Origin of the sequence: Phaeobacter sp. BS52 (assembly GCF_045040595.1) — a bacterium.
GTDB classification, from domain to species: domain Bacteria; phylum Pseudomonadota; class Alphaproteobacteria; order Rhodobacterales; family Rhodobacteraceae; genus Phaeobacter; species Phaeobacter piscinae.
The window spans coordinates 154,910-167,785 of the sequence record NZ_CP090662.1; the positions used below are offsets into that span (position 1 = coordinate 154,910).

A 12,876-nucleotide genomic window follows, 5' to 3' on the forward strand; every position below is an offset into this window, starting at 1 on the left:
TGTTCATAAGCTGTTAAGGCTGTTTTCCCCCTTTTTGCCTTGGGTGGCCGCATGAGAGGCCTCAGTATTTCTGAGGTTTTCCTGAATATATTTTATCTATGAAATTGTTTGAGGTCGATGGTATTTCCCGGATATCACCGGCCGTAATTTTCCCGCAAAATCGTTTCTGCCTGGGTCTCGGACGGCGACGTGCTGCTAGAGCGTGAGGCTGAGCGATTCCCAAAATCGTCACCGGCACGAACAAAAAACCCTGCGGAATGTCCTTGTAGCGCTGACCATTCAGAACCGGCAGGGCGAGCCCCCAAATGGCGTAGGCCGCGGCCAGACCAGTGGCGAGGATCGCAGCGATTTCGGCCTCGCCCGACCATGCAGGCCAGAGGAAGAGCGCCGCCACAGCCGCCAGATTTATGCTCACGAGATGCCAGCAGTAATAATTGACGTAGCGCACCTCCGCCGACAGGTCGCGGGCGTCCAGCAGGGGGCGGGCGACGCTGGGGCCGCCAGCGAAAATGTGCAACAGAGTGTTGATGACAGACAGGCCACCAGCGGCCAAGAGCCAGATATTCATGCGCGTTCGTACTCCAAAGGGTTCGATAGTCTTTAGAGCGCAGAAAATGTCGGGCCATTCGCAGCGGGGCAATGGGGCAGGCTGCCATCGCGACAATACGCGCCTGACCCTAGAGGCACATCGTCAGACCATAACCCGGGCCAACTCGGTCCATTGAGTGCGGCTGACCGCATCCTGCCCAGCGATCATCCAATAGGTGGCGTGATGGTCAAGCTGATCCTGACCCATCCGCACCAGCCGCCCGGCTGCCAGATCCTGATGGCAGAGCGGCAGGGATCCCAGCACCACGCCAGTGCCGGCACGGGCCGCCCCCAGAGCGGACAGAAACGTATCAAATCGCAGATGTGGGACCGGCGTTGATCCACCACCATGGCAGGCCACCCAGTCCGGCCACCCCGGCCGAGGTCCAGAGCAGGCGATCCGGGGCCACTCGCTCCAGTGGCCGTCTCTGCGACCAATCAACTCCGGGGAAACCATGGGGGCGATCCCTTCGGAATAGAGCGGCAGCTTGTAGGGATGCGGCCAGTCGCCAACGCCGTAGCGGATGCGGACCACCTCGTCCTCTACCGCATCATGGGCGCCCAGGACCATGGTCCGTACCGCCAACTGACCGCCTGCGATGTCGCTCAGGGCGGCCAGCCGCGGGGTAAGCCACAAATCAATGACCGATTGGCTTGCGGAAATCGTCAGCTGTCGTCGTCCGGTGCCAAACAGCGCTTCGGAGCTGTCGCGCATCGTATCCAGGGCCGATTGGATGTGTGGCAACCAGGCTTCGCCCTCCACGGTCAGGGTGATGGCGCGGGGGTGGCGGTGAAACAGCGCGGTGCCCAGCCGTTTCTCCAGCTGGGCGATCCGCTGTGAAATGGCAGATTGAGTGATCCCGGTTTCCGCAGCCGCCGCGGTAAAGCTGCCGCAGCGTGCCGCCGCCTCAAAGGCGCGGATCCATTCCAGGGGTGGCAGGGTGGGGCGCTGCTGTTGCATTAGCTGACCTTGGCCTTAGTGCGGAAATTCCTAATTTGAGATTATGTAGGGGCAATGGCAACATGCGCGCAAGAGTCATCTTCCGCGTTGCGGACCATCATTGAGGATACCATGCCGACAGTCACGATCGCCCCGGCGGGCGACTACCTTACCCTATCTCTTGGAACGTCGGAGCTGCGCTTTCACGCGATCTGGTTGCGCGACAATGCCAGCGACCCGGAAACCCGCGCCGAAGCCAACGGTCAGCGCCTGATTGCGTTGCGGGATATCCCGGCAGACACCACGATTGCGGAGGCCACGCTGGAGGGTGGCAGCCTCAAGGTACAATTTGCGCCCGAAAACAAGAACGTGGCCTATGATCTTTCGTGGCTGGAGGCCCACGCCTACGACCGCGCCGCCTGTGATGACGCTGGGTGGCTCGCCGACGGGGTCGAGACCTGGGACGCAGGGTTGATGGACGGCGTGCCCACTGGCGACTTTGCGGCGCTGGAAGCCGGCGGTGCAGCGCTGGGCGACTGGCTGGGCGCTGTGACGCGCTATGGCTTTGGCAAGGTCGTCAACGGGCCGATCGAAGAAGGCGCGTTGTTCCGCGTGGTCGACCTCTTCGGGCACGTCCGTGAGACCAACTACGGACGCCATTTTGAGGTGCGCACCGAAGTGAACCCGACCAACCTGGCCTTCACCGGTCTGGGCTTGCAGGCGCATACCGACAATCCATATCGCGATCCGGTGCCGACCATTCAGGTGCTCTACTGCCTCGAAAGCTCGGCTGCCGGTGGTGAAAATATGGTCGTGGACGGTTTTGCCGCCGCGCTGCGCCTCAAGGCCGAGAATGAGGCCTATTTCAATGTGCTGGCAGAACATTGTGCGCGATTTGAATACGCAGGCGAGGCCGGCGTCTGCCTGACCTCTCGTCGCCCGATGATCGAGCTGGCCCCCGATGGGGAGCTGATCGGGGTGCGTTTCAACAATCGATCACTGGCCGCGGTGCAGGATGTCCCGTTCGAGAAGATGGCGCTCTATTATGCGGCCTATCGCCGATTGGGCGAGATCATCGACGATACGGCGATGGAGGTCACGTTCCGTCTTAATCCCGGCGAGGCCTTTGTGGTCGACAACACCCGCGTCTTGCACGCACGCAAGGGTTACTCGGGTGAGGGGACGCGGTGGTTGCAGGGCTGTTATGCTGACAAGGACGGGCTACGGTCGGCTCATGAGGCGCGCCGACGTCAGGCGCTGGCGGAGGCAGCCGAATGACCAGCAGCCAGCCACAGCCAGCAACCACGCATGTCCCACCAGCGACGTTGGATCGGGACACAATCGTCGCCTTCCTCGGCTCCATCTTCGACCGGCGCGGCGGGGAGGAATATCTGGGTGAGCCGGTGACCATGGGCGAACATATGCTGCAGGGCGCCACCATCGCCGAGCAGAATGGCCAGCCTGAGGAGATCATCGTCGGCGCGCTGTTGCATGACATCGGGCATTTCACCTCGGAGTTTGGCACCTATCATCCCGATGATACCGAGGATCGCCATCATGAGGACGCGGGCGCAGAGGTGTTGGAGCGGTTCTTTCCCAGTGTGATCACGGATTGCTGCCGCTACCACGTTGCGGCCAAACGGTATCTCTGCGCAACGAAGCCTGAGTATTTCAAACGGCTGTCCCCGGCGTCCGTTCATACGCTTGAGCTGCAGGGCGGGCCGATGAACGCTGAGGAGGTTGCAGCGTTTGAGGCCAATCCAAACCTGAAAGAGATTATCGCGGTGCGCTATCTCGATGAGGCAGGCAAACGGGCAGGCATGGAAACCCCTGATTTCTGGCATTTCGCGCCAATGGTGCAGCGGATGGTGGACCGTCACTGCGGTGTGTCTGACTAAGTTTTGAGCCGACGATAGCACTGCAAGAAACTGCGGCCCCTCTCAGCTTTGAGAGGGGCCGCAGTCTTAAGGTACCCTATGCTGCGTCAAAGACGCGCCGGGTCATCTATGTGCTGCGCTGCGCCGGGGGCAGAACAGGCGCAGCCGCAGGATCATTGCAGATATGATCTGCGTGGGTCACATGGCATCCTTGAACAGCTGGGTGAGATTGGCCTCGTCAAGAACGACAGGGTTGCCACCGCAGGAGGGATCAATCAGCGCGCCCTTTACCAGTTCGGGGATGGCCGCCTCCGTGACGCCCAGTTCAGACAATCCGCGCGGGATGCCGAGGCTGTCGTTCAGGCCCTGCACATAGGTGCAGAAGCCTTCAAAGCCGCCTTCGATGCCCAGATAGGCCGCCGCCATATTGAACCGCTCCCGGATTTCCGGCGCGTTGAAGGTCAGCACCGCAGGCATGCAGACCGCATTGGTGGTGCCGTGGTGGGTGTTGAAATGCGCACCGATGGGGTGGCTCATGGCGTGGATCGCGCCCAACCCCTTCTGGAAGGCGGTGGCGCCCATTGCGGCGGCGGACATCATCTGCGCGCGGGCCTCAATGTCGGTGCCATCCGCATAGGCGCGTGGCAGGCAGTCCTTCACCAGGCGCATGCCTTCCAGCGCGATGCCCTGGGACATCGGGTGATAATGGGGGGAGGAGAACGCCTCGACACAATGGGCAAAGGCATCCAGACCGGTGCCTGCGGTGATGAACTTGGGCATGCCGACGGTCAGTTCAGGGTCGCAGATCACCACGGTTGGCAGCACCTTGGGGTGGAAGATGATCTTTTTCTGATGGGTCACGCTGTCGGTGATCACGGAGGCGCGACCCACTTCGGAACCGGTACCAGCCGTGGTCGGCACCGCGATGATCGGCGCGATGGCATCGGCATCGGCGCGGGTCCACCAGTCGCCGATATCTTCAAAATCCCAGACCGGCCGGGTCTGGCCGCACATGAAGGCGACCATCTTGCCCAGATCCAGACCGGAACCGCCGCCAAAGGCGATCACCCCGTCATGATCGCCTGCCTTATAGGCGGCCACACCGGCCTCAAGGTTCTTCTCATTCGGGTTGGGATCAACTTCTGAGAACATCGCCCGGCCGAGGCCCGCAGTCTCCAGGATATCGAGCGTGGATTGGGTGACCGGCAGATCGGCCAGGCCTTTGTCGGTGACCAGCAGCGGCTTTTTCATGCCCGCTGCCGCGCAGGCCTCGGCCAGCTCCTTGATCCGGCCAGCGCCAAACTTGATTGCGGTCGGGTAGGACCAGTTTCCAACAAGAGTCATAGGTGTGTTCCTGTGATGAAGCCGGGGAGGGGGCGCTGCCCCCGCTTGCCCTGCGGCAAGCTCCCCGGAGTATTTTTCGGAAAGATGACGGGGCTCAGCCCGTGACCTTTTTCAGATGATAAGATTTCGGGCGGGTGAGGTTGTGATAGCCGATGACAGAGAGGCCGCCCCCACGCCCGGTGTTTTTGCAGCCGGTCCAGCACAGACCGGGGTCCAGATAATCGGCGCGGTTCATGAAGACGGTGCCGGTTTCGATCTGATCACCAACACGGGTCGCACGCTCGACATCGCGCGTCCACAGCGAGGCCGTAAGGCCAAATTCGCTGTCATTCATCAGCTCGATGGCCTCCGCGTCGGAGGAGACTTTCATGATGCCCACCACTGGGCCAAAGCTCTCGTCGCGCATCACCCGCATGTCATGGGTCACATTTGTCAGGATCTGTGGTGTCAGATAGGCGCCACCGTCGTCTTCGGCAAATGTTTCGATATGAGCCACGGCGCCTGCCTCAACGGCCTCAGCAATCTGGCTGCGAACCTCAGCTGCAAAGCGCACATTGGCCATCGGACCGATGGTGGTCTCCTGCTCCAACGGATTACCCAGTTTGTAGCCCTTGACTATGGCAACAGCCTTTTCGACGAAGGCGTCGTAAAGGCTTTCATGCACGTAGATCCGCTCGATCCCGCAGCAGCACTGACCGGAATTGAACATGGCGCCATCGATCAGCGTATCCACTGCCGCATCAAGATCGGCGTCTTCCATCACATAGCCCGGATCCTTGCCGCCCAGCTCGGTGCCGACACCGGTAAAGGTGCCCGCTGCCGCGCGCTCCATCGCCTGACCGCCACCAACAGAGCCGGTGAAGTTGACGAAGTCGAAGGCCTTGTCTGCAATCAGTGCCGATGTGGTGTCATGATCGAGGAAGATATTCTGGAACACATCCGCCGGAATGCCAGCCGACTGGAAGGCCTGCGCCATGCGCTCGCCCACCAGAAGCGTCTGGGTGGCGTGTTTCAGCACCACGGTATTGCCCGCAATCAGGGCAGGCGCGACGGTGTTGATCGCAGTCATATAGGGGTAGTTCCAAGGCGCGACCACCAGCACCACGCCATGGGGAACATGTTTGATGTAGCGCTTGAAGGTTGCGTCCTCGCCGATCTCGATATCGGCCAGCGCGTCTTCGGCGATCTGCGCCATATGGCTGGCGCGCTCGTTGAAGCCGCCAAATTCACCGCCATAGCGCACCGGGCGCCCCATCATATGGGCCAGTTCCGGTACGATTTCATCGTGCATCGCGCCTACAGCCGCCACACCGGCCATCACCAGATCAACCCGCTCTTGCAGGGGGCGGGCAGCCCAGGCCGTCTGGGCCGTGCGGGCTGCGGTCACGCGCTCCGCTGCGGTCTCCGGTGACAGCGTCTCACGCTCGGCATAGACCGATCCGTCGATCGGTGAGATACATTTCAGGGTCTGGCCCATGGTCTTCCTCATGTGGTTTGACGGGGGCACGCCCCCATCGTCATCTTTCCAAAAATACTCTCGCCGAAGGCTCTGCGCGCCTCAGGCGCGCTCGAACCCGCGGGCAATCTCGTAATCGGTCACGATCCGCTCGAAATCCTCGATTTCCACTTCGGCGGCGCGCACGTAGTGATCCACCACGTCATCGCCCATTGCAGCCCGCAACATGGCCGAGCCTTTGAGTGCCACAGCCGCATCCCGCAGCGTGCCTGGGATCATGCCGGTGTCGCCCTGATAGACATCGCCCTTGGTGGGGGCTTGCAGCTCCAAACCTTCCTCGATGCCCGCAATACCCGCGGCCAGCATGCCTGCGATCGCCAGATAGGGGTTCATGTCCGAGCCCGGAATGCGACATTCGACGCGGATGGCCTTGCTGCCGACACCGCACAGACGATAGCCCGCTGTGCGGTTGTCCACCGACCAGATGATCCGGGTCGGGGCAAAGGTGCCCTTCATGAAGCGTTTGTAGCTGTTGATATAAGGCGCCATGAAGGCGGTGTAATCGGGTGCGTATTTCAGCAATCCCGCCATGTAATTCTTCATCAGCGCCGACATGCCCAGCTCATCGCTCTCGTCAAAGAAGGCGGGTTTGCCGTACTGCCACAGCGACTGATGCACATGGGAGGAGGAGCCGACCTTGTCGTGGCTCCATTTCGGCAGGAAGGTCACCGCATGACCCTGTTGCTGGGCGATTTCCTTCACCGCATGTTTGGCGATGGTGTGATAGGCGGCGGTGTCCATCGCCGCGGCGTATTTGATGTTCAGCTCTTCCTGACCGGTCTCTGCCTCGCCTTTGGAGTTTTCGATTGGCAGGCCCGCGTCCCACAGATGGTTGCGGATCGGGCGCAGCACATGCTCCTCGCGGGAGGTCTGCAGGATGCTGTAGTCCTCATTGTAGCCCGAGATCGGCTCCAGATCGCGGAAGCCTGATTTGCGGATCGCATCGAAGCTCTTCTCGAAGAGGAAGAACTCCAGCTCGGTGGCGCACATCGCATCAAACCCCATCTCCTTGAGACGGCTCACCTGACGCTTCAGGATCGCGCGGGGGGAATGCGGCACCTCTTCGTGAGTGTGGTGATCCAGCACATCGCAGAGCACCATCACGGTGCCTTCGAGCCAAGGCACCGGGCGCAAGGTTGCCAGATCCGGCTTCATGACGTAGTCGCCATAGCCGTTTTCCCAGCTGGTCGACGCATATCCATCCGGTGTCGCCATCGCCAGATCGGTGGCCAGAAGATAGTTGCAGCAATGGGTCTCTTCCCAGGCGCCATTCACAAAATGCTTGGCGTGGAAACGCTTGCCCATCAGCCGCCCCTGCATGTCCACGAGGCAGACCAGAACAGTGTCAACGCTGCCAGCAGAAACTTGGTCAGCAAGAGTGTCGAAGGAGAGCATGAGCAGCCCTTTGCGTTTTGAGGCCAGAACTTTTTGACAAAAAAGTTTGGCAAATTCCATTGAAAGGAGTTTGGCCCACCGCATGCGGGCCAAACTCCGGTTTTTGGACGGTAGACTTAGCCGTAGCGGTAGGGGCGTCCGGCTTTCTGCATGTCTGCGTTGTACTTCTTGATGATTTCGACAACACGCGCCTTGGTCGGGCTTTCGGCGGCGATCTCATCCCAGAACTTGTAGGCGGCTTCCTCAACCGTTGCCCATTCTTCATCTGGGATTGAGGTCAGCTCCATCTTCGGGCCGTTGACGCGCAGGTCTGCTTCGCCGCCCCAATACCACCACTGGCGGTAATAATGCGACTGGTCACAGCAGACGCGGAACAGAGTCTGCAGATCTTCCGGCAGCTCGTTCCAGCGGCCCTGATTGGCAAAGAAGGACCCAGCCCAGGCACCGGAGATGTTGTTGGTCAGGAAGTAGTTGGTCACATCTGCCCAGCCGACGGTGTAATCCTCGGTGATGCCGGACCATGCGATCCCATCGAGTTCACCGGTCTGCATGGCGACTTCGATGTCTTCCCACGGCAGGGTGACAGGCACCACGCCGAACTGGCTGAGGAAGCGGCCAGCGGTCGGGAAGGTAAAGACGCGCTTGCCTTTCAGATCGGCCAGGCTGCGGATCGGATCCTTGGTGGCAAAGTGGCAGGGATCCCAGGCGCCGAGCGGAGATATGCTTGACGCCGACCTTGGAATATTCTTCGTCCCAGATCTCATTCAGCCCATATTTGTTGAACAGGACCGGCACGTCGAGCGAGTAGCGCGAGGCGAAGGGGAAATAACCGCCAAAGACCGTCACATCGGTCGGGGAGGCCATCGAGTCATCATCGGACTGCACCGCATCGATGGTGCCACGCTGCATGGCGCGGAACAATTCGCCGGTGGGGACCAGCTGATCGGCATAATAAAGCTCGATCTGCATACGGTCGCCTGCGATTTTGTTGAACATGTCGATGGCGGGTTTCACCACATGTTCGGCCAGCGCCGCACCGGCGTAGGTCTGCATGCGCCATGTGATTTTGGACTGGGCCAGCGCGGGGGTGGCCAGCGGAGCCGCGAGGGCACCGACACCGGCAGTCTGAATAAACTTACGTCTTGTCGTCATATCTCTTCTCCATGTTGAAATTCCGGCCCCCTTGCGGGGCTCTTCTGAGGGTTATTTTCCGTAAACATATTCCGGCAGCCACAGGGCGATCTGTGGGAAGATCATCACCAAAGCCAGGGCCACGACCATCACCGCCGCAAAGGGGATGATTGAGACATAGATATCTTTCAGCCCGATTTCCGGTGGCGCCATTGCCCGCATCAGGAACAGGTTATAGCCGAAGGGCGGCGTCATATAGGCGATCTGGGTGGTGATGGTATAGAGCACGCCATACCAGATCAGATCGAACCCCAGCGCGCCCACCAGCGGCACGTAAAGCGGCGCCACAATCACGAGCATCGCGGTGTCATCAAGGAATGTACCCATCACAATGAAGCTCAGCTGCATCAGGATCAGGATCATCCAGGGCGACAGCCCCAGCTGCGTGGTGAACAGATCCTCGATCGCCTTCACCGCACCCAGACCATCAAAGATCGCGCCAAAGCCAAGGGCGGCCAGGATGATCCACATGAACATGCAGGAGATGCCGAGTGTGGAGCGCACAGAGGTTTCAAACACCTCCTTGTTCATGCGCCCCTTGAGGATCGCGGCGATAAAGGCGGTCATGGCTCCGATGGCAGAGCTTTCGACCAGGGAGGTCCAGCCATTGACAAAGGGCACCATCATAGCGGCAAAAATCGCCAGCGGCAGCACGCCGGAGAACAGCAGGCGATATTTTTCACGCATGAAGACATCGTGATAGAAGGCAGGAATGCTGCGGGTCACAAAGGCCAGAACAGACCCGACCAGCGCCACGCCGATTGCGGGCTTTGCCTCGAGTATACCCAGTTTGACCACCAGTGGCACCAGCACCAGCAGTGCCAGTACGACATAGTTCAGCCGCAGCGGATGATCGCTGATGCGTTCGTATTCGGCGAGATCTACTGGGCTCATCGCCGGGCCAAGCGCGGGCTGCATGCGGGCGCGCAGGTAGATATAGATGATGAACATCGTCGCCATCAGAAGCCCCGGCACCACACCGGCAAGCCAGAGCTGCCCGACAGGCTGGCGCGCGATCATCGCATAAAGAACCAGCACTACCGAAGGAGGCACCAGAATGCCCAAGGAAGATCCGGCCTGAATGGTGCCGGTCACAAGGGTCTTGTCATAGCCCCGGCGCAACAACTCGGGCAGCGCGATGGTGGCACCGATTGCCATACCCGCCACCGACAGGCCATTCATCGCAGAAATCAGGACCATCAGGCCGATGGTGCCAATGGCAAGCCCGCCTTTGACCGGTCCCATCCACACGTGGAACATCCGGTAGAGATCATCGGCAATCTTGGATTCCGACAGCACATAGCCCATGAAAATGAACATCGGCAGTGTCAGCAGCGGATACCATTTCATCAGTTTCATGGCTGCTGAAAACGGAATCTCGCTGCCGCCTGTGCCCCAGAGTAGGAGACCCGCAACGGCGCCGACAAATCCGATGGCACCAAACACGCGCTGACCGGTCATCAGCATCAGCATCATGCCGGCAAACATCATAATGGCGATGAGTTCATAGGACATTAGAAGTCGTCTCCGCGAAGGCGTCCGAGATCACGGAACAATTCAGCAAGGCATTGCAGCAGCATCAGAAAGACGCCGAAACAGAGGATGGTTTTGATGGGCCACATGAAGGGGCGCCAGGCGGTAGAGCTGCGTTCCAGATAGCCGAGCTTGGCACTGGCAGCATCCAGACCTTCGGTCACAAGGGTTATCAGAAGGTCGCCAAAGAATTGAAATGGCTCCAGCCCGAAATAGCCCAGCGAATAGGCGGTGGAGCTGATGGCCCCATAAAAGAGCACGCTCAGATAGACCATCAGGAACAGCACGGTGAAGGCGTCCACCCATGCTTTGGTCTTCAGCGACCAGGACCCGTAGAATAGGTCCATGCGGACGTTGCTGCCCATCTGGATCGAGTAAGGCCCGCCCAGAATATAATAGGCAACCATGACAAACTGCGCGGTCTCTAACGTCCAGAGCGAGGGGTTGAAGAATGTCTTGGAGATCGAAGACCACAGCAAAACGCCCACCAGCACAAAGATCAGATACATGGCAAAGCGGCCAATCAGCCGGTTCATCGCATCAATGGCGTGCACGTAGCTTTTAATGGCTCTAGGCATTGGTGGCCCCCTCGGTGATGAGGCTCGCTAGAGCCGGGCGCAGCAGGCACAGCAACTCTTCGGTCATGGTGGTTTCCTGTTCAGGGGTGCGCAGCAGATCGTTGCGGATCTCAATCATCACATTGGCCAGACCGTTGTTCTGTCCATGCAGCACCAGGGAATGGGTGACGCCGTCCTGCGGACCATAAGGCGCATTGCGCTCAACCTGGCGGTGCGGCAGCGCAGGTGCCGCGTCCAGCATCGCGTCGGCCAGACGGGTATCATCATCATGCAGAATGCCGATTTCGACACTGCGTGGGCTGCCGTAGTAGACCGGCGTGAAGCTGTGAATGGTGACCAGCATCGTCTCACGACCAGCAGACTTGCGATCTGCGATCACCTTGGCCACAGCCGCGCAGAAGGGGTCGTAGACGGTTGCCACCCGTTCTGCCCGCGCCGCTGCATCCAGATCGCGGTTGCCCGGCACCTCGATCAGTTCCGATTTGGCGGGCATGGCGCTTGGGGCTTCGGGGGGGCGGTTGCAGTCATAGACCAGTCGCGACACGCAGCTTGCAACCAATGGCGCGTCCAGCGCCGCCGACAGGCCCTTGGCTACTGCCAATGCACCGGGATCCCAGGCCGCGTGACTGCTGCGATCTTCCTCTGACAGGCCAAGCCCCTCGTATCGGGTCGGGATGTGGTTGCTGGCATGTTCGCACAGCACCAGCACCGCGCCGGTTCCAGTCGCATTCCAGACCTCCACCGCCCGGTTGGGCAGATCTGGCGAGGCGGCAGATGGAGCGTTGGAATCGCTCAGTGACATTGGGTACTCCCTGATTTTGGAAAAATGTTTTCACGTACGACTTTTTGTGTCAATATCTTTTCAGCACCAGTTTGAGGGCCTGCGATTTGAATGGCTCTTGTTTCGGAGCTGTGCTTAAATTGCAGGCAAAGCAGAGGGATAGCCGGACTGTGACAAAACCGCCCGCCACCGTGCGCGAACTCATCCGGGAGCAATATGCGAGCCTGACGCAGGCGGAACGCAAATTTGCCAACGCCTTGCTGGCGAATTACCCAGCCGCCGGTCTGGCCTCCATCACCATTGTTGCGGCCAATGCTGACGTCTCGACGCCGACCGTGGCGCGGATGGTGCAAAAGCTTGGTTTCAAAGGATATCCGCAGTTTCACCAGGCCTTGCTGAAGGAGTTGGAGGCCAAAGGATCCGGGCCAACCCAACGCCGGGCGAATTGGGCGTCTGAGGCGCCGGAAGGGCATCTGCTGAACAGATTTGCACAGGCGGTGACAGACAACCTCAGTCAGACGTTTTCCAATGTCGACTCAGAGCAATTTGACGCCGCCGTCCGCCAGTTGGCCGATACCGAGGGCTTAGCTGTATGTGGTTGGTGGTCGGATCACGCGGGCGCTTGCGGATTATGCGTTCACCCATTTTCAGGCGATCCGACAGCGGGTCACGCATATGACGTCCTCATCGGCAACCTGGCCCCATTATGTTCTGGATATGGTCGAAGGCGACACGCTGCTGATGTTCGATGTGCGCCGCTATGAGACCAATCTGCAACGGTTGGCTGAACTGGCTTCGGAACGGGGCGTGCAGGTGATCTTGATCACCGATCAATGGTCGAGCCCCATCGGATCGGTGGCGGCACAGACGTTCAACTGCTGGGTGGAAATCCCGTCAGCCTGGGATTCCAACATCTCGACAATGATGCTGCTGGAGGCGATGATCTCTGCCGCGCAGGAGGAGCGCTGGGACGAGACCCGCGCCCGTTACGAGAAACTGGACACAATTTTCGACACCACGCGGCTGTTCCGTAAATTCACCTGACGGCTGCCGCTGGGCGGTTCATCATGCCCTAAGGTTCCTTGACGTAGAAAAAGGGAGGCCGACAGGCCCCCCTTTCCATCCGTTCGTCG

Annotated in this window: 10 protein-coding genes and 2 pseudogenes; 3 read left to right on the forward strand and 9 right to left on the reverse strand. The window is 59.9% G+C overall.

Annotated elements, in window-relative coordinates; all coding sequences use genetic code 11:
* Positions 1–61: 61 nt before the first annotated feature.
* Both L0Z65_RS00725 and L0Z65_RS00730 read right to left on the reverse strand, forming a co-directional pair.
* Positions 62–568 (reverse strand): hypothetical protein, encoded by a 507-nt coding sequence (locus L0Z65_RS00725; RefSeq protein ID WP_405109840.1) that lies wholly within the window; start codon positions 566–568, stop codon positions 62–64.
* Between the two features lie 123 nt (positions 569–691).
* The gene (locus L0Z65_RS00730; protein ID WP_405109843.1) at positions 692–1,549 is read right to left on the reverse strand and encodes a LysR family transcriptional regulator; all 858 of its coding nucleotides are present in this window, start codon (positions 1,547–1,549) and stop codon (positions 692–694) included.
* 111 nt (positions 1,550–1,660) lie between these two features.
* On the opposite strand from L0Z65_RS00730, the gene L0Z65_RS00735 reads away from it, so the two are divergent.
* Together L0Z65_RS00735 and L0Z65_RS00740 are read left to right on the forward strand one after the other, a co-directional pair.
* Complete coding sequence (locus L0Z65_RS00735) at positions 1,661–2,806, forward strand: TauD/TfdA family dioxygenase (RefSeq protein WP_040175633.1); 1,146 nt, start codon at positions 1,661–1,663, stop codon at positions 2,804–2,806.
* On the forward strand, positions 2,803–3,426 hold the full coding sequence (locus L0Z65_RS00740) for an HD domain-containing protein (protein ID WP_118068508.1): 624 nt from the start codon (positions 2,803–2,805) through the stop codon (positions 3,424–3,426). The genes L0Z65_RS00735 and L0Z65_RS00740 overlap by 4 nt, the downstream gene beginning before the upstream one ends.
* Positions 3,427–3,603: 177 nt before the next feature.
* On the opposite strand, the gene L0Z65_RS00745 is transcribed toward L0Z65_RS00740, so the two are convergent.
* The 7 genes and pseudogenes from L0Z65_RS00745 to L0Z65_RS00775 form a co-directional block, all read right to left on the reverse strand.
* A complete protein-coding gene (locus tag L0Z65_RS00745; protein WP_405109847.1) occupies positions 3,604–4,749 on the reverse strand; it encodes an iron-containing alcohol dehydrogenase in 1,146 nt (381 codons plus the stop codon).
* 94 nt (positions 4,750–4,843) lie between these two features.
* A complete protein-coding gene (locus L0Z65_RS00750) occupies positions 4,844–6,226 on the reverse strand; it encodes an aldehyde dehydrogenase family protein (RefSeq protein WP_405109850.1) in 1,383 nt (460 codons plus the stop codon).
* Positions 6,227–6,307: 81 nt separating this feature from the next.
* On the reverse strand, positions 6,308–7,660 hold the full coding sequence (locus L0Z65_RS00755) for a glutamine synthetase family protein (protein WP_405109853.1): 1,353 nt from the start codon (positions 7,658–7,660) through the stop codon (positions 6,308–6,310).
* A 116-nt stretch (positions 7,661–7,776) separates the two neighbouring features.
* A pseudogene (locus tag L0Z65_RS00760) lies at positions 7,777–8,812 on the reverse strand (TRAP transporter substrate-binding protein).
* Between the two features lie 51 nt (positions 8,813–8,863).
* Positions 8,864–10,366 (reverse strand): TRAP transporter large permease subunit, encoded by a 1,503-nt coding sequence (locus L0Z65_RS00765; RefSeq protein ID WP_405109856.1) that lies wholly within the window; start codon positions 10,364–10,366, stop codon positions 8,864–8,866.
* Positions 10,366–10,962: a TRAP transporter small permease subunit gene (locus L0Z65_RS00770; RefSeq protein ID WP_405109859.1), complete on the reverse strand. Its 597-nt coding sequence runs from the start codon at positions 10,960–10,962 to the stop codon at positions 10,366–10,368. Before L0Z65_RS00770 ends, L0Z65_RS00765 begins: the two co-directional genes overlap by 1 nt.
* The gene (locus tag L0Z65_RS00775) at positions 10,955–11,764 is read right to left on the reverse strand and encodes an N-formylglutamate amidohydrolase (protein ID WP_405109862.1); all 810 of its coding nucleotides are present in this window, start codon (positions 11,762–11,764) and stop codon (positions 10,955–10,957) included. Before L0Z65_RS00775 ends, L0Z65_RS00770 begins: the two co-directional genes overlap by 8 nt.
* 149 nt (positions 11,765–11,913) lie before the next feature.
* On the opposite strand from L0Z65_RS00775, the pseudogene L0Z65_RS00780 reads away from it, so the two are divergent.
* Positions 11,914–12,787: pseudogene (locus tag L0Z65_RS00780) on the forward strand (MurR/RpiR family transcriptional regulator).
* The last annotated feature ends 89 nt before the right edge of the window (positions 12,788–12,876 follow it).